Origin of the sequence: Stenotrophomonas sp. 704A1, assembly GCF_030549525.1 — a bacterium.
Taxonomy (GTDB): domain Bacteria; phylum Pseudomonadota; class Gammaproteobacteria; order Xanthomonadales; family Xanthomonadaceae; genus Stenotrophomonas; species Stenotrophomonas tuberculopleuritidis.
Genome location: NZ_CP130831.1, coordinates 478,249 through 500,188, shown reverse-complemented (window position 1 = coordinate 500,188; position 21,940 = coordinate 478,249). Strand labels below are relative to the sequence as shown.

Sequence of the window (21,940 nt, the reverse complement as noted above, 5' to 3'; positions counted from 1 at the left end):
GCAGTGGGTGCCGGCCACGGCCGGCACCCGCTCGGTTACACCCAGGCTTTCGGCCGTGCCCACACCCACAGCCCGCACACCAGCAGCAGCGCCAGCGGCAACCCGCCCAGGGCGCGGGCACCGCTGGCCTGCAGCAGCAGCCCGCCGGCCACGCCGCCGGCGGCGATGGCCAGGTTCCAGCCGGTCACCAGCATCGACTGCGCCAGGTCGGCAGCGGTACCGGCACGGCGCGCCAGGGCGGTCTGGAACAACGTCGGTACGGCACCGAAGGCCACGCCCCACACCACGGTCGCCAGCAACAGCACGGTCGGCAGCGCCGGCCACAGCAGCAGTGCCACCACCGCGGCACCGAAACCGAGAATGCTGGTCCACACCAGCGCGCGCAGATGCCGGTCCACGCCCCAGCCGGCCAGCGCGATGCCACCGATCGCTGCCACACCGAAGGCCAGCAGCAGGCGATCCAGCCAGGCACCGGCGCCGGCCTGCACCGCCAGCGGTTCGATGTAGGTGTACAGCACGTTGTGCGCCAGCACGTACAGCGCCATCACCAGCAGCGTGCTGCGGATGCCCGGCATGCGCCACACCGAGCGCAGCGACGTGCGCTGCCCGGCACCCGCGGCGGGCAGTGCCGGCAGCGCCCAGCGCGCGTAGCCCAGCAGCAGCACCGCCAGCACGCTCATCAATGCGAACGCCCAGCGCCAGCCGATCTGCTGGCCCAGCAGGGTACCGGCCGGCACACCCAGCGACAGCGCCAGCGGTGAACCGATCATCGCCACCGCGATCGCGCGTCCCTGCAGCGCCGGCACCACCATGCGCGCGGCATAGCCGGCCACCAGCGACCACAACAGGCCGGCACATACACCGGCCAGCAAGCGCGCCACCAGGGTCAGCGCGTAGTCGTGGCTCAGTGCGGTCACCGTATTGACCAGCACGAAGCCGGCGATCGCGGCCAGCAGCAGGGGGCGGCGGGGCAGGCGCTGGGTCAGCGCGGTCATCGGAAGCGCGGCCAGCACCGATCCCAGCGCGTAGACACTCACCAGCTGACCGGCCGCCGCATCGCTCACGCCCAGGCTCTCGCCCATCGGCCGCAGCACGCCGGCCGGCAGGGTTTCAGTCAACAGGGTGATGAAGCCACCACCGGCCAGCGCCAGCAGGCCCCGCCACGGCAGACGGGTCGCTTCGCCTGCCGGTGCCGCCGCGTCGATCGCATGCCCGCTCATCGCGCGGCCTCCAGATCGCCATAGACCGCATCGCGCAGTTCGTCGACGAAGGCACCGTGCATGCCCTCGTACAGCGTGTTGGTCAGCGCAACCACGCTCAGCGCGCGCGCCGGATCGACGAACCAGCTGTGGCCGTACGCACCGCCCCAGCGCCAGCTGCCGACGGCCTGTGGCGTGCCGCTGGCGGCAGGATCGCGCAGCACCGCAAAGCCCAGCCCGAAGCCCCAGCCCGGCGGATCGGCCGGCCCCTGGTCACTCACCTGCGGACGCCCCATCTGTGCCAGCAGCGACGCGGGCAGCAACGACGACGCGCGCGCATCGCGCAGCGCCTCCAGTACCCTCATCACCTCATCGGCGGTGCCCACCAGGCCCGCCCCGGCCGAGGCGTGGTACTGCGGATCGGTGGCGCGCGCCAGGCTGTAGGCGATGCCCACGGTACCGTCGAACGGCGGCACCACCTCGCCTTCCTGCAGCCGGTGAGGCTGCGGCGTGTCACTGACATACGGCGTGGCCAGGCGGTCGTGCGCGGCGGTGGCGAAGGCGGTATCCCGCAGGCCCAGCGGTTGCGCCAGCAGCTGATCGAACAGCGCCTGCAGGCGCTCGCCGGTTGCGGCTTCGGCCACCGCAGCGGCAACGTCCACGCCCAGCGAATACAGCCACTGGCTGCCCGGCGCGAACAGCAGCGGCGCCTGCGCGATGCGCTGCACATTGTCCTGCAGGGTCAGGCGCGCAGCATCCATGCCGTCGCTGACCCCCGCCCGTGCATACGGGCCATCGGCCCCGGCTTCGAGGAAACGGTAGCCAAGCCCGCTGCTGTGGCTCAGCAGCTGGCGCAGGCTGATCGGCGGACGGCTGCCGTCGGCCAGCGCCGGGCGGAACCCGGGCAGCCAGCGCTGCACCGGCGCATCCAGGTCGAGTACGCCGCTGGCTACCAGGCGCAGGATCACCGTGGTCAGCAGCGGCTTGCTCACCGACGCCAGGCGGAACAGGTGATCGCGGCGCATCGGCGTGGCCGCTTCGCGGTCGGCCAGTCCGCTGGCGCTGGCATGGCGCAGCACACCGTGCTGGCGGACCAGCACCACCGCGCCGACCAGGCGTTGCGGGTGCACCGTGTGCAGCAGCCGGGTCACCGCCGGCAAGGCGGGCGCGGCATCGGCAGGAAGGGCGAGCGTCATCAGCGGAGTTCCGTGGGGAGAGGCCCGCCACGGTAGGCAGCTGCACGGTCGGCAAAAAGCGGGGTCCGGCTCCGCGCATCATGGACCGGCAAGTCCGCAATCGGCATCATGGCCGGAACCAGTGGGCCGCAACACGGCCCGCCGGAGCTGCATCGCCGTGTTCCGGCGGCCCCAGCGCCGCGGTGCTGCGTGCGTCCTACCCTGCCCTTCCGTCCCGGCCCCGCCCATGTCCGTCCTCGACAACCTCGCCAACCTGCAGACCTTCGTGCATGCCGCCGACAGCCGCAGCTTCGTCGAGACCGGGCGCCTGCAGGGCATTTCCGCCTCGGCCGCGGGCAAGTGCGTGGCCCGGCTGGAGCAGGCGCTCGGCGTGCGCCTGTTTCACCGCAGCACGCGCAGCATCACCCTTACCGCCGAAGGCCAGCTGTTCCTGGCACGCTGCCGCCGCATCCTCGACGAACGCGACGCGGCCCGTACCGAGCTGGCGCAACCGCACGCGGTACCCAGCGGAACGCTGCGCATCAGCCTGCCACTGGTAGGCGACCTGACCCTGCCGCTGATGGCCGAGTTCATGGCCGCCTATCCGGACATCCGCCTCGACCTGGATTTCAGCGACCGTCTGGTCGATGTGATCGAAGAGGGCTTCGATGCCGTGCTGCGCGTGGGCGAACCGAGCGATTCACGCATGAACGCACGTCGGCTCGGCGTGTTCCCGCGCCGCATCGTCGGCTCGCCGGCGTATCTGCAGCGGCGCGGCACCCCGGCCACGCCTGCCGACCTGCTGCAGCACACGCTGCTGCATTACCGCTTCCCCAGCACCGGCAAGCTGGAGCCGTGGCCGGTGCGCTGGCCGCAGGGCCAGGCACCGCAGGAGCTGCCGGTGCACATGGTGGCCAACACCATCGAGGCGCGGGTGGCGCTGGCGCTGCGTGACATCGGCCTGGCCTTCGTGCCGGTGCACTCGGTGCGCGACGCACTGGCAGACGGCAGGTTGCAGGCCGTACTGGAAGACCATGTGCATTCCTGCGGCACCTTCCACCTGCTGTGGCCCTCCGGCCGCCATGTGCTGCCGAAGCTGCGGGTATTCATCGACTTCGTCGGCGCCCGCCTGGACACCGTACCCTGATCCGGTCGATCCGCGCCGTGCGCGCCGCTTCTGTAGATCCACGCCCGGCATGGATTGCCGGGCATTCATCAAGCGCCGCTATACTGCCCGCTCACTCCTCCAAGAGGCTCGCGACCGATGCGCCAGTGATGCCGCCGTCTCTGCACTAGACGGCCCGACTCTTCCCGCCCCTGCGCGCAGGGGAGAACCTGGCATCCCTGGAGGTCGCATGACTTCGCATTCCCTCACGCTCGACCGCGTGTCGTATCGGTTGGCCGATGGCCGGCCGCTGTTTTCCGATCTGTCCTTTTCCTTCGACCCGGTGGCCACCGGTCTGGTCGGCGCCAACGGCGTGGGCAAGAGCGTGCTCGCCCGCCTGCTGGCCGGCCGCCTGTCGCCCGATGCAGGCCAGGTGCACGGCAGTGGCCGCGTCTTCCTGCTGCCTACGCCCGGCCATCCCCCGACCGGCACCGTCGGCGAACTTGCCGGCGTGGGTGCGCAGCTGGCGGCGTTGGCACGGATCGAGGCCGGCGGCATCGATGACGCCGATTTCGCCTGCATCGGCGAGCGCTGGAACCTGCGCGAACAGCTGCAGCAACAATGGAAGGCGCTACGGCTGCCGCCGGACCTGGACCCGGCGCAGCCGGCCGCACGGCTCAGCGGCGGCCAGGCGATGCAGGTCGCGCTGTCCGGGGCCTGGGCGAGCGACGCCGACTGGTTGATCCTGGACGAGCCCAGCAATCATCTGGATGCGCGTCACCGCCAGCAGCTGTACGCCCAGCTGCAGCAGTGGCAGGGTGGCCTGCTGGTGATCAGTCACGATCGCCAGCTGCTGGCGTACATGCAGCAGATCGTCGAACTCGATGCACGCGGCCTGCACCGCTATGGCGGCGCCTGGCAGCACTACGCCGAGGCGCGCGCGGCCGAACGCGAGGCGGCTACTGCGCAGCTGGAACACGCCCGCGCCCAGCACCGGCAACAGCAGCGCAGCGCGCGCGAACAGCACGAGCGCCAGCAGCAGCGCCAGGCGCGTGGCAACCGCCAGGCCCGGGACGCCAACCAGGCGCCGATCCTGCTCGGCCGCCAGAAGCAGCGCGCCGAAGCCAGCCAGGGCCGCGCACAGCAGATCCAGAGCGAGCGTCTGCTGGCCAGTGCCTCGCAGGTGCGCGCGGCGGCGGCGGCACTGCCGCTCACCCCCGAGTTGGCGTTGTTCAGCACAGACGCAGAGCGCGGCCAGGCACGGCTGCTGCAGGCCCACGACCTGGTCCTGCCGCATGGGTGCCAGGCGCCACTGCAGCTGGATATCCGCCGCGGCCAGCGCATTGCCGTGGTCGGCGACAATGGCAGCGGCAAGTCGACGCTGTTGCGTGTGCTGGCCGGCCAACGCACGGCACGCAGCGGCGACGTGCAACGGCATGCCCCGTTGGCGCTGCTCGACCAGCAGCTGCTGGGCCTGTCCGGCACGCGGAGCATTCTCGACACAGTGCAGGCAGCACATCCCGGCGCCGACCCCGGTGAACTGCGCACGCGTCTGGCCCTGCTGGGCCTGGACGCGCAGCGGATCCAGCGTCCCGCCGGCAGCCTCAGCGATGGCGAGCGGGTCAAGGGCGCACTGGCCAGCGTGCTGTACGCCGATCCCGCGCCGCAGCTGCTGCTGCTCGACGAACCGGGCAATGCACTGGACCTGGCCGCGTTGCAGGCGCTGGAAGCGTTGCTGGCGGCGTGGCCGGGTGCGTTGCTGATGGTCAGCCATGACACCGCCCTGCTGCAGACGCTGCGCCCGACCCGGGTACTGCAGATCAGCAGCGCAGGCTGGCAGTGGCGCGACGCGCTGTAGGGGCACGCGCCGGCCTCCATCCACACCTGGCCTTTCAGCCGTGGTTCCACGCCATGCGTGGTTGCATCGATCACGCAGCGTGCCGGCCACGGGCCGGCACCTGCGCATCCTCATCGCCCGCTCAGCGCTTCCACACCGGGAACGCCTGCGGCAGCTGCTGCCACAGCAGCGGCCCGGCGCGCAGTTCGCTGTCGTTGAGCAGGCACGCATCCAGCACCGAACGCACCGCACGCTCATCCATGTGCACCCCGATCACCACCAGCTCCTGGCGGCGGTCGCCCCACAGCGGGTGCCACAGGCGCGCCATGGCCGCGTGCGCGGCGGCATCCGGAAACGCCTGTGCATCGGGCAGCGGGGCGCTCCAGCAGTCGGCCTGCTGCCGTGCCCAGCCCAGGTCGCTGTAGGGCAGTGGCGTCGGCGGCAGCAACGGCATCGCGTCCTCCTGGCCCGCCCGCACCCGCTCGCGCGCGGCATACCAGAACCCCGCCGCCTGCGTGCGCGTGGCCGCGCCCACGCTGTTCAACTCGCCCACCCAGTCCATGCGGTTGGCCAGCCAGAACCAGCCCTTGCTGCGGATCACCCCGGGCATGCCTTCCTGCAGCGTGCGTGCAAACCGCACCGGATGGAACGGACGCCGCGAGCGGTACACGAAGCTGCCGATACCGTACTCCTCGGTTTCCGGGGTGTGCTCGCCGCGCAGCTCCTTCACCCAGCCCGGCGCCTGCTGTGCCCGTTCAAAGTCGAAGCGGCCGGTATCCAGCAGTTCGTTCAGCGGCACATCGCCGAAGCGCGACAGCAGCAGGCGCGCGTCGCGGTTCAGGCCACGCAGCACGCCCAGCGTGTCCTGCAGCAGATCGTCCTGCATCTGGTCGACCTTGCTGACCACGATGACATCGGCGAACTCGACCTGTTCGCAGAGCAGGTCGACCACGCCGCGATCGTCGTCCGGGCCCGCCTGCTGGCCGCGCTCGGCCAGCCGCAGCGTCGAGCCGAAGTCGGCCAGGAAGGCATTGCCGTCCACCACCGTCACCATCGTATCCAGCCGCGCGATGTCACTCAGGCTGAAGCCCTGCGCGTCGCGCACCGCGAAGGTCGCCGCCACCGGCATCGGTTCGCCGATCCCGGTCGATTCGATCAACAGGTAGTCATAGCGACCGGCATCGGCCAGCCGCCGCACTTCCTGCAGCAGGTCATCGCGCAGCGTGCAGCAGATGCAGCCGTTGCTGAACTCCACCAGCGTCTCCTCGGTCCGGCGCAGTTCCGCGCCGCCCTCGCGCAGCAGCTGCGCATCGATGTTGACCTCGCTCATGTCGTTGACGATGACCGCCACCCGCAACCCTTCGCGGTTGCGCAGGATCTGGTTGAGCAGGGTGGTCTTGCCGGCACCGAGGAAGCCGGACAGGACGGTGACCGGAAGACGACGGTCGGCGCGGGAAACAGTGTTCATCTGGGGCTGGGTTGGCTGCGGATGGAAATGTTACTGTATAACACTTACAGCCTCGGGAGCCCGCCCATGAAGTCACCCTCCGCCGCCCTGCTCGATGCCGGCGCCGTCGCCCTGTCCAGTCTGTGCCTGCTGCACTGCCTGGCGCTGCCGCTGCTGGCGGCCGCGCTGCCGTTGTTCGGCGCCTGGGCCGAAGCGGAATGGGTGCACCTGCTGTTCGTGGCGATCGCCCTGCCGTTGACCGGCTATGCGCTGTGGCGGGCCGAACGCCGCCATCCGCTGCCGACGCTGGCGTGGGCCAGCGCCGGCACGGGGCTGGCGCTGCTGCTGGCCGGCGCGCTGGCACTGCCCTCGCACGACTGGGAAACGCCGCTGACCGTTGCCGGCAGCCTGCTGCTGGCCGCGACCCATCTCTGGAACGCACGCCAGCGGCCCCGCCACCGGTAGACCGGCGCGCGCACGGCTGCCGGCAGCGCCGCCGTGTTCTTGCCGAAAACCTGTACCGCGTGCGTCGGGCGGCTGCCTACACTGGCCGCACCTGCCCCGTCGGAACGTCCCATGCACGCGCCCCGCCTGCTGCTGACCGGTGCCTTCCTGCTGCTGGGCGCCTGTTCCGGCGATACCCAGCTGCCGTTCTCCTCCGACCCGATGCTCGGCTGCTTCGCCACCAGCGCGCGCAAGGCGGCCGAGTTCCGCATCGAGAAGGAAGGCGGCCAGTACTATGTGTCGTTCGAACGCGAAGGCCAATGGCAGCGCGAACCCAACGCGCTGTACAAGGCCAGTCGCAGTGATATCCAGCAGTACTTCCGCGACGATGCCGAACAGATCGACAGCGCGTTGATCCGCCTGGCCGGCGGCTTCGGCATCTTCCACCTCAAGAACGGTGCATCGCTCAAGGCGCGCGCGCGCGACAGCGACTACATGGCATTGCTGCTGATCGGTGCCGGGCCGGTGTATGCGGTGAAGTGCGAGTGATCTGCAGCTTTCCTGATGGTCTACCGCCCGCACCATCGGGAAAGTAGACGATTTGGAGACACTGGCATGCTGCTGCCGCTGCTGATGGCGTTCGCCCCGCTCGTATCCCTGGGCACCCACGATCAGGTCGGCAGGACTGAAGACGGCCATGTCCTGGTGATGCGCACCATCGACTGGGAACTGCCTTCCGGCCATGTTGAACCCGTGGTCGTGCTGTGGCTGCTGCAGCAGGACGGCAACCTGCGCTACGCGCTGGATCGCCAGCTCCCTGCCACGCAGGAGGTTCACCGCAGGGCCTGCGCCCAGCAAGGCCTGGCGCCCGCAGACGGGATCGCGGTCATTCCCCCAGGCACCCCACACGCCTACCACTGCTCCAGCCGCGCCGCCGGGGCGCCGCTGGTCAACTGAGCTGCAGCGATGCCCCCTTGCGCACCGCGCACCGCAGGGCTCAAGGCTCGTCGGGTGTACCATGCCCTCCCCCCGCCATGCCCCGGTACCCGCCGTGCCTCACTACACCGGCCCCCTGCTGACCCGCGACAGCGCTGACATCCTGCGTCGCGCCCACGACAAGGGCGCGGCCGACTGGCAGGGATCGCTCGACCTGGCACGCAGCCAGGACGCGGTCGGTCTGGATGCCGAGGGCTTCACCTTCCGCGGCCAGCATTACCCGTGGCCGGGCAAGCTGAAGGACCGCACGCTGTACTACTGGGATGGCGAAGAGTTCGCGCCGATCTCGCGCTTCAGCGGCGCGCTGATCAAGCTGGTGCCGACCGAATGGGGCGCCCCCACCTTCGAGATCGACGGCATCAAGATGCTGCCGACCTCGAAGCTGTCGCCGTTCGAGGATGCACGCCGCAAGGTGGAACTGGTGGCACCAGCGGGCAAGATCCTGCTGGATACCTGCGGCGGCCTCGGCTACTTCGCCGCCTGCGCCCTGGAGGTCGGTGTCGGCCAGATCCGTTCGTTCGAGAAGAACGCCGATGTGATGTGGCTGCGCACACTCAATCCGTGGTCGCCCGATCCCGAATCCGCCGCCGCCGGTGGCCGCCTGCAGTTCAGCCACGGCGATGTCGCGCAGCAGATCGAACAGGTGGCCAGCAACAGCGTCGATGCCATCCTGCATGACCCGCCGCGCTTCGGCATCGCCGGCGAACTGTATTCGCAGGTGTTCTACAACCACCTTGCGCGCGTCATCCGCAAGGGCGGCCGCCTGTTCCACTACACCGGCGCGCCGAACAAGCTCACCAGCGGCCGTGACGTGCCACGCGAAGTGGCCAAACGCCTGGAAACGGCCGGATTCAAGGCCGAACTGGCGCTGGACGGCGTGCTGGCCGTCAAGCGCTGACGCCTACTCGTAATCGACCTTGGCCAGCGTCTTCACCCATTGCGGCACTTCCGGCTCGCCGGCGTAGAACGCCTTGGGCCGGTTCTCGGCCATCGCCCAGCGGTGCAGCCAGCTGGGACCGTAGCGGCCGTTGTAGCCCTCTGCACCGCGGGCATAGGCGGGGTCGCGCATCGCCTCGTCCAGCGACACGAAGCGGTAACCACGGCGCTGGGTCGCGGCCACCAGCTCGGCGAAGGTAGCCGCGTTCAGTTCGTTGGCGTGCATCAGCCACACCTGGGGCAATGCATAGCCCAGCAACGCCTGCGATTGCCGTTCGTAGTAGTCGACCTTGTTCAGCATGTACGGCACGTAGCCCTTGCGCAGGCGCGCCAGCGTGGCCTCGCGCTCGGGCGAATCCGGCTGCCCGTTCATCACATTGGCATAGGCAAAGGCCCATACCCATTCGCCGTTGTCCACGGTCACCGGTGCAACGCGGTAGCCGTGCGCGGCGAAGAAGGCGTCCATCACCGCGCGGTCCTCGGCGGTGCGGCCGGCGCGCAGATAGGGATGGCGCATCCACTGCGGGGTCTGGCCGCGCTCGGCCAGCAGCGGCCGCAGCACCTGCTCACCGCGCAGGAAATCCTGCTGGAACGCGGCCACGCCCTGGGCATTCAGATCCATATGCGACCAGGTGTGGTTGCCCAGCGCGTAGCCGGCATCCAACCAGTCGCGCAGCATCTGCACGCGCGCCGGCTGCACCTGGCCGCCCACTTCCAGCTTGTTGCCATTGACGAAACCGACCACCGGCACATCGGCCTGGCGCAGCTGCGCCATCAGCGCCGCATGCCGTGCCTGCAGGTCCTCCGGCACGATTTCATCGACCCGGGCCCAGGGCAGGTCGTCGATGGTCACCGCAATGCGGCGATCCACCTCGGCTGCATGCAGCGTCAGGGACAGCAACAGCAGGGGCAGAGCACGCAGCAATGAACGCATCAGCACAGCCTGGAAGCACGAGGTATGCGCGACTCTACCCCAGCATGGCGATGGCGTCCCCTGCCCGGCACCGGACCGCGCTCAGATCAGAAGGCCCACAAGCAGCAGCGGAACGAGCAGCAGCGGGATGACCGCAAGATCGACCCATCAGTGCAGGGGCCCGCCGAACAGGGGGAACGCCAGCAGGAGCAGATATCTGGCTACCCCGGTGCTGCGCGCCCATTTCCACAACGTCTGAATCATGCTCTTCCCCCTGCCCGCAGTATCACGGCGTTGGACCTCAGCCCGCAACGATCGCCGCGACCGGATGCAGTGCACACCGCCGGCCTGCCGCAGCCGTGCTCAGTCGTAGGCATCCTGCGCCGATGCACACCACAACCACAGGCCGACCACCATTGCCGCCAGCAACAGGCCGATCAGCACGATGGCCAGGGCATCGGGCGCATGCGGCGGCAACAGTTCCAGCGGGCCGGACATCTGCAGCAGCCACTGCTGCGGTGATGCCACCCACGGTCGGGCCCCCGTGGCAAGTTCGAGCATGCAGGCCGACGGCAACGTGGTGGTGATACCGGCCCAGACCTGTTCGTACAGCCACAGCATCACACTGGCCAGCAACAGGGCCGCACCGTGCAACGCGAGCAACCCCCAGGCGCTGCGCCGCAGCGTGGCGTCCACGCGGTGCAGCCAGTGCACACACGCCGACAGGGTGCCTGTCAGCGCCAGCAGCAGCGCGGCCATCGGCAGCCAGCACAGCGGCTGCCAATCATCCAGCGCACCCACACGTGCCAGCAGGTGCTCGGCCACCCGCATGCGCGCCGCCAGGTCGGTGGCGCCGCAGGCCGGGGTAAGCGACTCCAGCAGCAATGACTGGCGGTGATGGAAGTAGCCCGATGCCAGGCCGACGGAGAGTATTGCTACCACCTGCAGCAGGAACAGCATCAGGCCGGCGCCGAAGAACAGGCGCCGAAGACGAACAGTGAAGTCGGTCATTGCATCGTCCGCAGCGAAGGACGCGCATCCTAGCCAAGGCGACGAAGGCTGTCGGCTGGCAGATGCGACATCGCGGCGGAGGATGCGCCATCATGTCCGCTGCAGACAGGAGTGTTGGCGATGGAGGGGCTGTATCTGTGGGTGCGCACCGGGCTTCCGGCGGTGCTGGGCGGGGCAGTTGCGATAGTCGCCGCGCGCGTGATCAGCGCCCGCATTGCGCGTCTTCCTGCACGCCATGTGCCCTTGCCCGAGCACAGCCTGCTGCCCGGCGCCGGCGCCCAGCGGCGCTACCGCCGCCTGCGCCGCCGTCGGCCGGGGCTGACGTCGATCGCCCTGCCGCCGAAGGTACCGCGCAGCTGGCTCTGCATCGCGGTCCTCTCGGTGATCAGCACGGTGGCCCTGGCGGTCTGGGTTGTGCCCAACGGCGCCCGTTTCCAGGTGATGGTGGAAAGCGTGACGGGGTATCCCGCCACCGTCATCCAGGTGCAGGCGCCGGCCGCGCAGCACACGGCCTTGCTGGACGCGTGGGCGCCGGTGCTGCAGCAGGCCACCCGGCCGGTCACCATGCGCTATCGGCAGACCCGCACCGGCCCGCCGGTGGCCGTGCACGATGTCGTGCCGGTGCAGGTGCGTCGTCAGGGCACGATGCTGCAGGTCGCCACTGCACGGCCGATGGACCCGGCCGCGTTGCGCGAGGCACTGCGTGCCTGCGCCGGTGCGCAGCACGTCCCGCTCACTCTCCATGCAAGGACGGTCGCGCCATGGCGCGAGCGCGGCTGGCAGCCATGGACCGCCGCTTCCCCGTAGCGCGTCATCCGCGCGGCAGCCTGGCCGCCCACATGTTGTCGACCAGGTTCGGGTAGCGGCGCCCATTCTCTTCCGCGCGCTGGCGCGCCGCCACCTTCTGCGCGTCGGTCAGCGGCTGCGTCTTCTGCCCCTTCGGGTTGGGCTTCTTCCAGGGCGGCGTGCGCGGGGTCGACATGCGTTGATGATGCCGCAGATCGGCGTTACTTCTTCAGGAACGCCAGCAGTGCCAGGTTGAACGCCTCGGTGTGGCTGGTGTTGCAGCCATGCGGGGCGTTCTTCAGCACCACGACCTCGCTGCCGGCAATCGCGGCATGCGTGCGCTGGCCCGAGCCCTCGAACGGCACCGTGGCATCGCTGTCGCCGTGCAGCACCAGCGTGGGCACCGTCACCTTGCGCAGGTCCGCCCGGAAATCGGTGGTGGCGAAGGCCTTCATGCAGCCCAGTGCAGCAGTCTGGTCCGACTGATGGCATAGCGCGATCGCCGCCTGGCGCTCATCCTCGGTCACCATCAGCTTGCCATCGGCACTGAAGAAGTCCCGGGTGAAGCCATCGAAGAAGGCTTCGCGGTCCTTCTCCAGCCCTTCGCGCATGGCATCGGCCTTGTCCTGGCTGAGCAGTCCCTCCGGGTTGTCACCGGTCTTCAACAGATACGGCGGCACTGCCGAAGCGAACACCACGCTGTGCAGGCGGTCCTCGCCGTGATTGGCGATGTAGCGCGCCACTTCGCCGCCGCCCATCGAGAAGCCGATCAGGGTGACATCGCGCAGGTTGCGCTCGTCGATCACACCGGCCAGGTCGGCGGCCAGGGTGTCATAGTCGTAGCCGTCGGCAGGCTTGTCCGAGCGGCCGAACCCGCGGCGGTCGTAGCTGATCACGCGGTACCCGGCGTCCCGCAGCAGCGGCACCTGCGCTTTCCACGCTTCGGCCGACAGCGGCCAGCCATGGATCAGGATGACCGGGCGGCCGCTGCCGCCGGTGTCTTCGATGTGCAGGCGGACAGTGGATGCAGACATGGCAGCTCCCGGGGGAAAGAGGATGTCCAGCCTAGGCATGCGCAGCGGAGCAGGCCGTGATGGAATCGGCGCGGGTGCTGACATGCTGTACACAGCCCGCCGGAGCGGGATCAGCCATGCGGATTGCTTACCCGTACCAGCCACCAGCACCCGTGCCGGCGTGCGAACAGGTAGTGCCCGTCCGCGCCCGCATCACCGAAGTCCACCCGCTGGCCGCCCTGCGGCAATGGCGTCGGCATGGCTGCCGCGCGCAGGGTGGACGCACGCAGGCGCTTCATCCGCGCAGGCCCGGTTTCGCGCAGCACTTCGGTGGCCGGCAGCGTGTCTGCGCTGGCCGCTGCATACGCCGGCACCGCGTAGTCCAACGGATCGGCGGTGTAGCGCAGGCGCACCCGGTCATCGGCGGGATCGGCAAAGCGCCGCAGGAACTGCGCGAAGTCCTGCGACGGACAACCGGGATCAGCCACCTCCGGCTCCGCGGCCGGCGGCTCAGCGGCAGCCACCGCAGCGGCACAGCCCAGCATGGCCAGCCCCAGCCAGCGCTGCACCCGCCTCGTTCCCCATGCGCACATCCTCTCCACCCCGACCATCTCCCTGCGTACGTGGCTGCATCCGACGCCCTCCCCTGCGTCGCCCAGCCACAGGCTAGCAACAAAGCCATTTCCAGCGCAGCCGAGCTGCGCTTTACACTGGGCGCATCAGGCCACCCGGCACCGGCCGCACGGAGCATACCGATGACCCCCGACCACCCCGTCTACCCCCTCCACCAGCAGATCCGCCAGGGCGTGGCGACGCTGGACGAACAGCATGGCCGCCGCTTCGACAGCACCAGCGAAAACCTGACCGCGAGCCTGACCGTAAAGGCCCGCGAACAGGGCCTGGAGCGCGCCGACCATGTGCTGGTCAGCACGGCCACGGCGAACCATCCGGCCGGGCACAACATCTTCGTGGTGCAGGGCGACCCGGCCAACCCCGCCCACCTGCGCGCGATGCTGCCCACGGCCGAGGCCGCGCAGACCCCGGCCGAGCAGTCGCTGCAGAAGCTGGGCGTCAGCCCGCAGCAGCCCGGCATGGGCCTGCAGGCCGAGCAGCAGGCGCAGGGTCAGGAACAGCAGCAGAACCCGGTGCACCGGCTGGGCTGAGGCTGGCGCCTGCAGTCAGCCCATGCGTGGCTGCGATGGCTGGGTCTGCTGCAACGAATCTTCCTGCGCGAGGCGGCTGGACTCGCGGCCCTGATGCTGCACGCTGGCATGCTGGTACACCTCTTCAACCGTGCCCTGCCGGGCATCGTCCAGCGAAAGCCGCTGGCGGTTCGCGGCTGGGTCCGGCGAGGCGGTTTCACCGGTGCGCTGCAGGAACACATAGCCCGGTGAATCCGGCGCACCACCGCTGCTGAACGCCACCTGCAGCGCATCCCGTTCGGTGTAGCCGCCCTGCACCGCCAGGCGCGTCAGATGGCCTGCCAGCAGCTCAGGCTGCTGGCCCGCCGGCAGCCCCTGACGCTCGGCCGCCTCGCCCAGTGCCGCGCGCACACGCTGGTCCAAAGGATGCAATACATCGCCCGGCACGCGTGCATCGCTGGCCAAGCGCTCACCGCTGCGCTCAACGATGTCGCCGTTCTCGCTCAGCAGGTGCTGCTTCAGCGTGCGCTCGGGCATCGGGTGGGTCTTGGTGCGATTGAGTTCGCTGTTGGGGAACGGTGGATCGATGCTGTCCACGCCATGGATGTTGCGCAGCGGACGGTAGCCATCCTTGCCCTCGCCGCGCCCTTCCAGCGGAATGCGGACGTCCGGCAGCAGCTGGCCAAGCGCGCCTCCCACTGCATTCACGTCGATGCTTCTTTTACGCTCGATGCCGGCATGGTTCAGGGCATCCCAGGTGAAGTCCACGCAGTTGTTGCGCACGTCCTGGTAGTGCTTGCTGAAACCGAACTTCTCCGGATCCGAGCCGAAAGCTTCGAGCTTCCTGTACTGTTCCTCGCTGATTTCGAGGGTGCGGGTGTGGCGTGGGTTCTTGTAGACGTCGACGTCGTCTTCCATGATCGTGCCCGCACCGTTCATGCTGCCATGCTCCTTGGGAGCGAATCCGAAGCTCTTCGGGGGCTGCCCCGGCGCATGCAGGACATAGAACATGTGGCCAGGTGTGGAGGTCTGGGGAATACCATTTTCATCGACCACCTGCTTGCTCGTCTTCGGGTCCATCAACGGCGTGCCCGGTGCGGCAATGACAATGTCCAGGGTATAGCGCGGCTTATCCATAAGAGAATTCCGTCATTCCTTACAAGGGTTCAGAGATGGGCTACTTCCCGGGCGGTCGCGCAGCATGCACCTGCAATCGGGCGGAATAGCCCTGCAGCTCTGGTGTGGCTTGCACGGTCTTGACCTGTACGCGATATCGGGTGTTGGGCTGTAGCGGCAGGGCAACCACGCTCAGCAGATACTCGCCATCGCTCCCCATGTGCGGCGATGTGTAGCGCCATTCACCCGATGCGTGCCACTCAGGAAGTGACTTGCCTGCATTGAGCACGCCTGCCTGATAGCGGTCGTAGGTAGGAACCTCGTTCCACGCACCCGCAGTCCATTGCTGCAGGATCACCTTGAACGGAATCCTCAATGCGCTCACGCTGGGCTGGTTGTCCCTGACCGGTCCCTGCCGCAACAACTCCAGTTCCACCGCGTAGGTACGATGCGGAATGAAGTTGTGCTCGTTCATTTCGAATTCGAACTGGACTTCCTGATTGGGCTGGTCTGCGGCGATCGCCTGGATCAGCTCCAGCGGCGCTGCAGGTTCGGGGTCGCGGCTGGAACAGGCGCCCAGCCCGGCGCTCACGATGATGAACAGGCCGGCGTGCAGCCAGCGGTGAATTCCCAGCATGTTCCAGATCCTTTGGCTCCCTGCCATGGGTTTCAACACTAGCGGCTGTCGCGTGGGCGCTGCAAGCCAGCACAAAAGAAGAAGGGAGGGTCTGCACTCTGCCTCCTTCTCACAGACAGCCCTTACAGCTGGATGCGCACCACGCTCTCGTTCGAGCCCTTGGCGTCCTCCATAAGGTGATTCCTTCAGTTCCTTCCGGTTGCGAGCGGGTTACTTTCCAACGGGGCGCGCGGCATGGATCTTCAAACGGGCGGAGTAGTGCTGCAACTCGTCGCTCTGCTTTACCGTGCGGACATCCAGGCGGTAGCGGGCATCCATCTCCACGGGCAGAGCAACGATGCTCCATTGATACTGCCCACCGCTACCCGCACTCAGTGCGGCATAGCGCCAGACGGTGGATGTGTGCCAAGCGGGGAGAGGCTTACCTGCGTTCAGTGCCAGTGCCTGGTAGCTGTCGTAGGTGGGGACGTCTTGCCAGACACCTGCGACCCATCGCTGTAGGGAAACGTCAAAGGGAACATTCAGCGCGCGCATGTCCGGATCTCCGGCTTCGCGCCCTCGTTGCCGTTGCACCTCAAGCTCAAGCGCATAGGTGCGACCTGGATCGAAATTACGCGCGTTCGTCTCGAACTCGAACCGCACTTCCTGGCCGGGCTTTTCCACCGCGATCGGCTGAGTCAGCTCCAGCGGCGCTGCAGGTCCAGGGTCGCGGCCGGAACAAGCGCCCAGCCCGGCGCTCACGATGATGAACAGGCCGGCGTGCAGCCAGCGGTGGATTCCCAGCATGTTCCAGATCCTTTGGCTCCCTGCCATGGGTTTCAACACTAGCGGCTGTCGCATGGGCGGTGCAAGCCAGCACAAAAGAAGAAGGCAGGGTCTGCACCCTGCCTTCTTCCCACAGACAACCGCCGGGCATGACCCAGCGTCAGCCCTTACAGCTGGATGCGCGCCACGCTCTCGTTCGAGCCCTTGGCATCCTTCTCGCCGTTCTTGATGCTCACGTACAGCACGTTGTTCTTCGCATCCAGCGCCAGGCTGTTCGGATGCGTCGGCACGGTGTAGGTGGCCACCTTCTGGTAGCTGTCGCTGTTGTATGCCGTCACCGTACCGGCTTCGCGGTTGGTCACGTACAGGCGCTTGCGCGGTGCGTCCAGCAGGATGCCCAGCGGGCCGGCGTCGGTCGGGATGCTGGCCAGTTCCTTGCCGGTGCTGCGGTCCAGCACCAGCACGCGCTGGCCCGGGTGCTTGCTCACCAGCCCGCTGCTCTTGGCCTGGTAGCCACGCAGCATTTCCGAGCCCTGGTCGGTCACGAACAGGCGCTTGCCGGCCGGGTCCAGCGCGATGTTCATCGGCTGCTCGGCGGCGATCTTGTGCTGCGCCACCACCTTGTTCGAAACGGTACCCACCACCACCAGATCGGCCAGCAGGTTGCTGGTGTAGACGCGCTTGTTGGCCGCATCCAGTGCCAGACCCGGCGCCTTGGCGTTGCCGAGGCCGTCGATGGTGTTGATCACCTTCAGCGTGGTGGTATCGATCACGAAGAGCACGCTGCTCACGTCCGGCTGGCTGCTGTGGCCGGTCACGTACAGGCGGTTGGCGGCGCTGTCGACCACCAGCTCGCGCAGGTCGTGGGTGTAGCCCGGCTTGCCGTCCTTGCCGGGCTTCTTCTCCATCAGCTGGATGGTGCCAATGGCCTTGTTCTGCGCGGTGTCGACCACCGTGACCGACAGGTCCACGGTATTGCCCACGTACAGGCGGTTGTGGGCGTCATCCAGCACCACGCCGAACGCTTTGCGCTCGAGCGGAATGCGGGTTTCCACGGCCAGCGTGGTCGGATTCAGGCGCAGCACCTGGGACGGGCCGGCGTCATCGCCGAAACCGCCGGACGAGGCCACGAACACCGCCTTCTGGGTCGGGCTGTAGGCCAGTTCGTACAGGCCCTGGGCGATCGCCTGGCGCTGCACGGCGGCTGCGGTGCGGGCGGCGGGGGCGCCGTCAGCGGCGAAGGCGGTCGGAGCGCCGAGGCTCAGCGACACGGCGACAGCCAGCGCGGCCGAACGGAAAAAAGAATTACGGATCATGCGAGCGTCCTTCAATGGGCACGGAGGGTGTCCTGGCTCGCGGGGCCGTTCATCGACGGCCCGGCCCCGCATCTGTCTGCGCGGGGTGGGGCTGGCTGGGTAGCGGGAGAATGGTAGCAGCTGGAAGCCGTGGCGTCCGCCTGCGGATGCATGGCGGACGCCCTGTTCCGCGCCGGCCGCCTAGACCATGCGCGGGGCGTGCGCCTGGGCCAGCTGCTGCTCTTCCTGCTGTCGCTGGGCATCCCGTTGTGGCTGCGCCTGCGCGAGCTGCTCGATGCGCTCGAAGGACGCCGCCACCGGCGTCTGCGCGGCGACGTCTGCCGGAATGCTGGCGCGCTGGTGAGCCGGGTCGCTGCGGTCACCCTGCACGATGAAGAGGTTGGGAGCCGCATCGCCACGGCGCTCGCCGAGCAGTACGTCGTCCACACGGGTGAACTGCTGCTCTTTGGAGAGGGCCAGGAGGCTGGCGCTGACGTTGCCGTTCTGCGCGCCGAAGGCACCGAGGTCGGCCACCTGCTGGTGGAGCTGGTTGAGGCGGGAGTGGTCGCCGTGGGACGGGTCGGCGGGAGTTCCGCTCAGGGGATGGGCATCCTGCGCCCGCTCACCATTCTGCGAGATCCACCACTGGCCGAAGGTCTGCGTCGGCATGTCGTTCCACTTCACCTTGTCCAACTCGCTGTCTTGGACCTGCTGAGGAATAGCGTTGATGGCCGGAATGTTGTCCAGCACCTTGATCGTGCCTTCGTAGTTCCTGATCTCACCGGCCAGCCCCAACGGGCGCAGACCAGCGTGGTTCAACGCACCCCAGGCGAAGTCGGTGCAGGCGTTGGTGACCAGGTTGTAATTGTCCTTGTCGAAACCGTGCTTTTCCGGGGCTTCGGCAAACTCCAGGATCTTGTCGTATTGATCGCGAGTGATTTCGATTGTGCGCTGGTAGCGCGGATTTCTATAGACAAGGTTATCGTAGGTATCGACTTCACCTGCGTCCGGGTTGGTAGGCGTAGGCGCGCGCGTATAGCCGTAGCTTTTGGGATCGCGCCCGCTGCCGTCATCGATCGTGAGGAACATGTGGCCCACGGAAGAGTTATCGAGCCGCACCGGCACAGAATCCCTTTCACCCCAACGGGGCGTTCCCGGAGCAGCCACATGGATCGTCACGGTAAGTCGCCCTGCAGTGTCCTTCTGCATCTGTCATTTTCCCAGTAGTTGGAAGCCGGCAATAAGCTCGGCCGATATGTCATTGAGCTGGGGTCGATCTTCCAGCAGATCCACGGTCAAATGGTATTTCCCAGCATCCAGCAAGCCCGCATCGGCCAGTTGCAGCATGTGGTAGGAAACATCGTGCGAGTAGAGGCCTGCCTCGATCAGCATTCCACTTTCTACTTTCCCTTGGATCAGCTTGTTGACGTGGCCGTCAGCCGGCAAAGGCTCCATGCTGCGACCTCCAGGGGCCGTGGTCATCAGCCGCACCTGTGTAGCGTGGCTGCCATCCAAGCGCTCCAAGCGAACACGCGCAGGGAGACCCACGGCCATTATCCGCTCTGCCTCGGCAAGCAGAGGCTTGACATCTTGACCTTGCAGGCGGATTCCGATCTTCAGACTGGGAATCGCGGGAGGCGTTGCGGACGGCAGATCAAATGTCACGTCCACTATGCGGCCTGCCTTGTCCAGTCTCACGCCACGCGTCAGCGGCACCTCAGTGCGTGCGTCGGCCTCGGCGCGGGTCAGCAGCTTCGGCGGTTCGGTCTGCGAAGAAGACAGACCGCAGCCAACCAGCAGCGACAGCGCGGCTACCGTTCCCAGCATGCGCAGCGCCTGCATCACTGTTCCTTCAACCGCAGCGAATCGGCCACATCGGTCTGCGCCGCCACCTCGGTGGCGATACTGGCGCGGCGATGCCCCGGGTCATCGCGGTCGCCCTGCACGATGAAGATGCTCTCGGCCTCATGGCTGCTCCTGGTGGGCTGGCTCAGCAGCACGTGGTCCACGCGGGACAGGTTGTTCTGCTTGGCCAGCACCAGCAGGCTGGCGCTGATGCGCTGGCTGGTGTCGTCGAAGGTGCGTCCATGTGCGGCGTCCAGCTCGGCCACCTTCTGAATCAGCTGCGCGAACAGCCGGTGATCCGGGTGCGAAGGATCCAGCAGCGTGCCGGCCACTTCTATCGGGCTGGGCGGCGGCTCGTCGCTCAGGCGTCCGCCTTCGCGGTGCAATTCGGCCTCGCGTTCGGGCATCGGGTGATGCGTTTCGGTGTTCAGGTCGCTGTCCGGGAACGGTGCGGCGATGCACTGGATCTCGGGCAGATTGAACAGCACTGCGAACTCGCCCAGATCGCTGCCACCGTCCAGCGGTGTGGGCTGCGAATGCAGGCCGGCATAGTGCAGCGCGGCCCAGACGAAATCGCTGCAGCGGTTGATGGTGGCCGGGCGATCCACATCGAATCCGAATTCAGCCGGCTCCTCGGCGAAGTCACGCAGGCAGCCGTAGTGCTCCTCGGTGATCTCCAGGGTGCGGCTGTAATAGGGGTTACGGTGGGCGTCGGCGTCGTCGTGTACCACCTGGGCGTACGGCACCCCGGACGGCGCCTCACCCGGGGGCAGGCGCGGCGGTGCGAAGCCGTAGCTGTGTGCTTCCTCGCCGGCGGCGGTCTGGAAATACATATGGCCGCGCGGCGAGGCGCCGCCGCCGATCAGCGGGGTGCCGGGCGCGGCCAGAAAGAGGGTTACCGTGTAGCGTGTTGCTTGCTCCATGCCTGCTCAGCCTTGTTGGGTACTGCGGTCCTGGCCGGATGATGGCATAGGTGGGTTCGCGGGCAGGTGGAGGCGGCCTGGGTGACGGGATTGGCTTGCTGAATGTGTGAACCAGGGAGCAGTACGGAGGCCTTTAGGACCGGAGCCTATAGAGCAGCCAGGATGAGGGCCGTATAGTCCGCAAAAGGACGCGATGGAATCCTTGGATCCCATCGCCTGCAACCGGGCTCCATTGAAGGATCAATCATGCCGCTGGAATTTGAGCGTCAGCCAGGCTCCGCAGTCGATCGCCGCACCGGCGTCACCATCACGGCACCGCGCATCCTGCCAGCGAGCCCCCCCGAAGATCCGAGCCACACCGAGTATCAGTATCTCTTCTATCTCAATGGCCAGAGAGTTGACGGACTAGGGCTGTTTGGAAGTGACGAGATGGTTGAGACTCCGAACGGGCGCGAACGTGTCTTTACCCTAGATCTGGGCCGCGACTGGATCCTGAAGTCCATCCTCGGCTTCAAGCAAACGTTGAGCAACACCGACAGCGACCTCGCGTTCATACGCTCGCTGGCGCAGGGCTTGGTGTTGGCCAATATGGATGACAGCAACACTCAGCATGCCGTGCGATACGTAGTCCTCACCACTGGCGAAGCACTTGCTCGAACCAATGTATCCACTATGGATCCGATCATTTCCAGTGACGGTTCCACCATCGTTCTGACTTGCGAGCTCGTTCCTCCCGCATGAGATGCGGTGGAACGTGACACTCTTCCTTCTTACCGCCAAACTTTGACCCTATCTCATTCGAGAACGAGTCCCGATAGAGCAGCAGAAACTGGTGAACACTGTCATGCCTTTCAACTTCGAACCTCAAGAAAAGTCCGCTATAGATGAACTGAGCGGAATCTCCATCCTGCGACCCAGGATGCTTCCGGATGCTCAGTCAGATGGCAGCGTAGGCATCGAGTACCAGTACGCGCTCCGCCGCGACGGCAAGACTGTGGGGACCATGGGATTGTTTGGCAAGGAAGTGCTCATCAGCACGAAAGCAGGTCGTGAACGACGTTACACACTAGATCTTAGCCCTGACTGGGTCCTCGAAGACATACTCAAGCTCAAAGACACACTCGGCAGCCCAGACGAACCATTCGCGTTCGTTCAGAGCCTTGCACAGGGTCTTGTAAACTCGTTCGCTGTACAGACCGGCAACCTGGAAGATCTGCGCTATGTAGCTTTCACCCGTGCAGATGCCCTGACACGAGTTGCCGTACCGATCCCGGAAGAAACTCCAGTTCTTGATGACGGCGTAATCATCCTCGCCAGCGCGTTCATCCACGCCCACCAAGTCTGAGGAGGAGGAT

The 21,940-nt window shown here is 67.2% G+C and carries 25 protein-coding genes; 10 read left to right on the top strand and 15 right to left on the bottom strand.

Annotated features, from left to right (window positions below):
- Positions 1-35 precede the first annotated feature (35 nt).
- Positions 36-1,220, bottom strand: coding sequence for an MFS transporter (locus tag Q5Z10_RS02280; RefSeq protein ID WP_303637735.1), 1,185 nt, complete (start codon positions 1,218-1,220; stop codon positions 36-38).
- Positions 1,217-2,395, bottom strand: coding sequence for a serine hydrolase domain-containing protein (locus Q5Z10_RS02275; protein ID WP_303637734.1), 1,179 nt, complete (start codon positions 2,393-2,395; stop codon positions 1,217-1,219). The genes Q5Z10_RS02280 and Q5Z10_RS02275 overlap by 4 nt, the downstream gene beginning before the upstream one ends.
- A 226-nt stretch (positions 2,396-2,621) precedes the next feature.
- Between Q5Z10_RS02275 and Q5Z10_RS02270 the strand changes: the two genes are divergently transcribed.
- Both Q5Z10_RS02270 and Q5Z10_RS02265 read left to right on the top strand, forming a co-directional pair.
- Positions 2,622-3,521, top strand: a complete 900-nt coding sequence (locus Q5Z10_RS02270) for a LysR family transcriptional regulator (protein ID WP_303637733.1) — start codon at positions 2,622-2,624, stop codon at positions 3,519-3,521.
- Positions 3,522-3,729: 208 nt separating this feature from the next.
- A complete protein-coding gene (locus tag Q5Z10_RS02265; protein ID WP_303637732.1) occupies positions 3,730-5,337 on the top strand; it encodes an ATP-binding cassette domain-containing protein in 1,608 nt (535 codons plus the stop codon).
- A 121-nt stretch (positions 5,338-5,458) separates the two neighbouring features.
- Here Q5Z10_RS02265 and Q5Z10_RS02260 read toward each other — a convergent pair whose 3' ends face one another.
- The gene (locus tag Q5Z10_RS02260) at positions 5,459-6,784 is read right to left on the bottom strand and encodes a GTP-binding protein (protein WP_303637731.1); all 1,326 of its coding nucleotides are present in this window, start codon (positions 6,782-6,784) and stop codon (positions 5,459-5,461) included.
- Between the two features lie 66 nt (positions 6,785-6,850).
- On the opposite strand from Q5Z10_RS02260, the gene Q5Z10_RS02255 reads away from it, so the two are divergent.
- The 4 genes from Q5Z10_RS02255 (at position 6,851) to Q5Z10_RS02240 (ending at position 9,101) form a co-directional block, all read left to right on the top strand.
- Positions 6,851-7,228, top strand: a complete 378-nt coding sequence (locus Q5Z10_RS02255) for a MerC domain-containing protein (protein WP_303637730.1) — start codon at positions 6,851-6,853, stop codon at positions 7,226-7,228.
- Positions 7,229-7,339: 111 nt separating this feature from the next.
- Positions 7,340-7,756 carry a hypothetical protein gene (locus tag Q5Z10_RS02250; RefSeq protein ID WP_303637729.1) on the top strand — a complete coding sequence of 139 codons (417 nt, stop codon included), beginning with the start codon at positions 7,340-7,342 and terminating at the stop codon, positions 7,754-7,756.
- A gap of 66 nt (positions 7,757-7,822) precedes the next feature.
- The gene (locus tag Q5Z10_RS02245) at positions 7,823-8,164 is read left to right on the top strand and encodes a hypothetical protein (RefSeq protein WP_303637728.1); all 342 of its coding nucleotides are present in this window, start codon (positions 7,823-7,825) and stop codon (positions 8,162-8,164) included.
- Positions 8,165-8,225: 61 nt separating this feature from the next.
- Positions 8,226-9,101, top strand: a complete 876-nt coding sequence (locus tag Q5Z10_RS02240) for a class I SAM-dependent methyltransferase (protein ID WP_303637727.1) — start codon at positions 8,226-8,228, stop codon at positions 9,099-9,101.
- 3 nt (positions 9,102-9,104) lie between these two features.
- On the opposite strand, the gene Q5Z10_RS02235 is transcribed toward Q5Z10_RS02240, so the two are convergent.
- On the bottom strand, positions 9,105-10,073 hold the full coding sequence (locus Q5Z10_RS02235) for a polysaccharide deacetylase family protein (RefSeq protein ID WP_303637726.1): 969 nt from the start codon (positions 10,071-10,073) through the stop codon (positions 9,105-9,107).
- A gap of 342 nt (positions 10,074-10,415) precedes the next feature.
- Positions 10,416-11,063 (bottom strand): hypothetical protein, encoded by a 648-nt coding sequence (locus Q5Z10_RS02230; RefSeq protein ID WP_303637725.1) that lies wholly within the window; start codon positions 11,061-11,063, stop codon positions 10,416-10,418.
- A gap of 120 nt (positions 11,064-11,183) precedes the next feature.
- Between Q5Z10_RS02230 and Q5Z10_RS02225 the strand changes: the two genes are divergently transcribed.
- Complete coding sequence (locus tag Q5Z10_RS02225; protein WP_303637724.1) at positions 11,184-11,870, top strand: hypothetical protein; 687 nt, start codon at positions 11,184-11,186, stop codon at positions 11,868-11,870.
- Positions 11,871-11,874: 4 nt separating this feature from the next.
- Here the strand turns inward: Q5Z10_RS02225 and Q5Z10_RS02220 are convergent, their stop codons facing one another.
- From Q5Z10_RS02220 to Q5Z10_RS02210, 3 genes are all read right to left on the bottom strand, one after another.
- Positions 11,875-12,045 (bottom strand): hypothetical protein, encoded by a 171-nt coding sequence (locus Q5Z10_RS02220; protein ID WP_303637723.1) that lies wholly within the window; start codon positions 12,043-12,045, stop codon positions 11,875-11,877.
- 25 nt (positions 12,046-12,070) lie between these two features.
- Complete coding sequence (locus Q5Z10_RS02215) at positions 12,071-12,883, bottom strand: alpha/beta fold hydrolase (RefSeq protein WP_303637722.1); 813 nt, start codon at positions 12,881-12,883, stop codon at positions 12,071-12,073.
- 110 nt (positions 12,884-12,993) lie between these two features.
- On the bottom strand, positions 12,994-13,431 hold the full coding sequence (locus Q5Z10_RS02210) for a hypothetical protein (protein ID WP_303637721.1): 438 nt from the start codon (positions 13,429-13,431) through the stop codon (positions 12,994-12,996).
- A 186-nt stretch (positions 13,432-13,617) separates the two neighbouring features.
- Here Q5Z10_RS02210 and Q5Z10_RS02205 point away from each other — a divergent pair, with 186 nt between their 5' ends.
- Positions 13,618-14,025, top strand: coding sequence for an XVIPCD domain-containing protein (locus Q5Z10_RS02205; protein WP_303637720.1), 408 nt, complete (start codon positions 13,618-13,620; stop codon positions 14,023-14,025).
- A gap of 15 nt (positions 14,026-14,040) precedes the next feature.
- On the opposite strand, the gene Q5Z10_RS02200 is transcribed toward Q5Z10_RS02205, so the two are convergent.
- The 7 genes from Q5Z10_RS02200 to Q5Z10_RS02170 all read right to left on the bottom strand — a co-directional run bounded on the left by Q5Z10_RS02200 (position 14,041) and on the right by Q5Z10_RS02170 (position 20,585).
- On the bottom strand, positions 14,041-15,141 hold the full coding sequence (locus Q5Z10_RS02200) for a hypothetical protein (protein ID WP_303637719.1): 1,101 nt from the start codon (positions 15,139-15,141) through the stop codon (positions 14,041-14,043).
- Positions 15,142-15,181: 40 nt separating this feature from the next.
- Positions 15,182-15,784, bottom strand: a complete 603-nt coding sequence (locus Q5Z10_RS02195; RefSeq protein WP_303637718.1) for a hypothetical protein — start codon at positions 15,782-15,784, stop codon at positions 15,182-15,184.
- Positions 15,785-15,967: 183 nt separating this feature from the next.
- The gene (locus Q5Z10_RS02190) at positions 15,968-16,543 is read right to left on the bottom strand and encodes a hypothetical protein (RefSeq protein ID WP_303637717.1); all 576 of its coding nucleotides are present in this window, start codon (positions 16,541-16,543) and stop codon (positions 15,968-15,970) included.
- Positions 16,544-16,689: 146 nt separating this feature from the next.
- Positions 16,690-17,838 (bottom strand): YncE family protein, encoded by a 1,149-nt coding sequence (locus Q5Z10_RS02185; protein ID WP_303637716.1) that lies wholly within the window; start codon positions 17,836-17,838, stop codon positions 16,690-16,692.
- Between the two features lie 180 nt (positions 17,839-18,018).
- Positions 18,019-18,906: an XVIPCD domain-containing protein gene (locus tag Q5Z10_RS02180; RefSeq protein ID WP_303637715.1), complete on the bottom strand. Its 888-nt coding sequence runs from the start codon at positions 18,904-18,906 to the stop codon at positions 18,019-18,021.
- A 123-nt stretch (positions 18,907-19,029) separates the two neighbouring features.
- Entirely contained in the window at positions 19,030-19,659 is a 630-nt protein-coding gene (locus Q5Z10_RS02175) for a hypothetical protein (RefSeq protein ID WP_303637714.1), read from the bottom strand.
- Positions 19,659-20,585, bottom strand: coding sequence for an XVIPCD domain-containing protein (locus Q5Z10_RS02170; protein WP_303637713.1), 927 nt, complete (start codon positions 20,583-20,585; stop codon positions 19,659-19,661). The genes Q5Z10_RS02175 and Q5Z10_RS02170 overlap by 1 nt, the downstream gene beginning before the upstream one ends.
- Positions 20,586-20,831: 246 nt before the next feature.
- Here Q5Z10_RS02170 and Q5Z10_RS02165 point away from each other — a divergent pair, with 246 nt between their 5' ends.
- Together Q5Z10_RS02165 and Q5Z10_RS02160 are read left to right on the top strand one after the other, a co-directional pair.
- The gene (locus Q5Z10_RS02165) at positions 20,832-21,326 is read left to right on the top strand and encodes a hypothetical protein (RefSeq protein WP_303637712.1); all 495 of its coding nucleotides are present in this window, start codon (positions 20,832-20,834) and stop codon (positions 21,324-21,326) included.
- A 91-nt stretch (positions 21,327-21,417) separates the two neighbouring features.
- Entirely contained in the window at positions 21,418-21,930 is a 513-nt protein-coding gene (locus Q5Z10_RS02160) for a hypothetical protein (RefSeq protein WP_303637711.1), read from the top strand.
- Positions 21,931-21,940: the final 10 nt, after the last annotated feature.

Bases quoted from the DNA above. Each gene is read 5' to 3' on its own strand.
- Q5Z10_RS02270 (WP_303637733.1), top strand. From the start codon at position 2,622: ATGTCCGTCCTCGACAACCTCGCCAACCTGCAGACCTTCGTGCATGCC.
- Q5Z10_RS02215 (WP_303637722.1), bottom strand. From the start codon at position 12,883: ATGTCTGCATCCACTGTCCGCCTGCACATCGAAGACACCGGCGGCAGC.
- Q5Z10_RS02195 (WP_303637718.1), bottom strand. From the start codon at position 15,784: ATGGCAGGGAGCCAAAGGATCTGGAACATGCTGGGAATTCACCGCTGG.
- Q5Z10_RS02240 (WP_303637727.1), top strand. From the start codon at position 8,226: ATGCCCTCCCCCCGCCATGCCCCGGTACCCGCCGTGCCTCACTACACC.
- Q5Z10_RS02245 (WP_303637728.1), top strand. From the start codon at position 7,823: ATGCTGCTGCCGCTGCTGATGGCGTTCGCCCCGCTCGTATCCCTGGGC.
- Q5Z10_RS02225 (WP_303637724.1), top strand. From the start codon at position 11,184: ATGGAGGGGCTGTATCTGTGGGTGCGCACCGGGCTTCCGGCGGTGCTG.
- Q5Z10_RS02250 (WP_303637729.1), top strand. From the start codon at position 7,340: ATGCACGCGCCCCGCCTGCTGCTGACCGGTGCCTTCCTGCTGCTGGGC.
- Q5Z10_RS02200 (WP_303637719.1), bottom strand. From the start codon at position 15,141: ATGGATAAGCCGCGCTATACCCTGGACATTGTCATTGCCGCACCGGGC.
- Q5Z10_RS02260 (WP_303637731.1), bottom strand. From the start codon at position 6,784: ATGAACACTGTTTCCCGCGCCGACCGTCGTCTTCCGGTCACCGTCCTG.
- Q5Z10_RS02165 (WP_303637712.1), top strand. From the start codon at position 20,832: ATGCCGCTGGAATTTGAGCGTCAGCCAGGCTCCGCAGTCGATCGCCGC.
- Q5Z10_RS02220 (WP_303637723.1), bottom strand. From the start codon at position 12,045: ATGTCGACCCCGCGCACGCCGCCCTGGAAGAAGCCCAACCCGAAGGGG.
- Q5Z10_RS02255 (WP_303637730.1), top strand. From the start codon at position 6,851: ATGAAGTCACCCTCCGCCGCCCTGCTCGATGCCGGCGCCGTCGCCCTG.
- Q5Z10_RS02190 (WP_303637717.1), bottom strand. From the start codon at position 16,543: ATGCTGGGAATCCACCGCTGGCTGCACGCCGGCCTGTTCATCATCGTG.
- Q5Z10_RS02235 (WP_303637726.1), bottom strand. From the start codon at position 10,073: ATGCGTTCATTGCTGCGTGCTCTGCCCCTGCTGTTGCTGTCCCTGACG.
- Q5Z10_RS02275 (WP_303637734.1), bottom strand. From the start codon at position 2,395: ATGACGCTCGCCCTTCCTGCCGATGCCGCGCCCGCCTTGCCGGCGGTG.
- Q5Z10_RS02265 (WP_303637732.1), top strand. From the start codon at position 3,730: ATGACTTCGCATTCCCTCACGCTCGACCGCGTGTCGTATCGGTTGGCC.
- Q5Z10_RS02180 (WP_303637715.1), bottom strand. From the start codon at position 18,906: ATGTTCCTCACGATCGATGACGGCAGCGGGCGCGATCCCAAAAGCTAC.
- Q5Z10_RS02175 (WP_303637714.1), bottom strand. From the start codon at position 19,659: ATGCAGGCGCTGCGCATGCTGGGAACGGTAGCCGCGCTGTCGCTGCTG.
- Q5Z10_RS02280 (WP_303637735.1), bottom strand. From the start codon at position 1,220: ATGAGCGGGCATGCGATCGACGCGGCGGCACCGGCAGGCGAAGCGACC.
- Q5Z10_RS02230 (WP_303637725.1), bottom strand. From the start codon at position 11,063: ATGACCGACTTCACTGTTCGTCTTCGGCGCCTGTTCTTCGGCGCCGGC.
- Q5Z10_RS02205 (WP_303637720.1), top strand. From the start codon at position 13,618: ATGACCCCCGACCACCCCGTCTACCCCCTCCACCAGCAGATCCGCCAG.
- Q5Z10_RS02170 (WP_303637713.1), bottom strand. From the start codon at position 20,585: ATGGAGCAAGCAACACGCTACACGGTAACCCTCTTTCTGGCCGCGCCC.
- Q5Z10_RS02185 (WP_303637716.1), bottom strand. From the start codon at position 17,838: ATGATCCGTAATTCTTTTTTCCGTTCGGCCGCGCTGGCTGTCGCCGTG.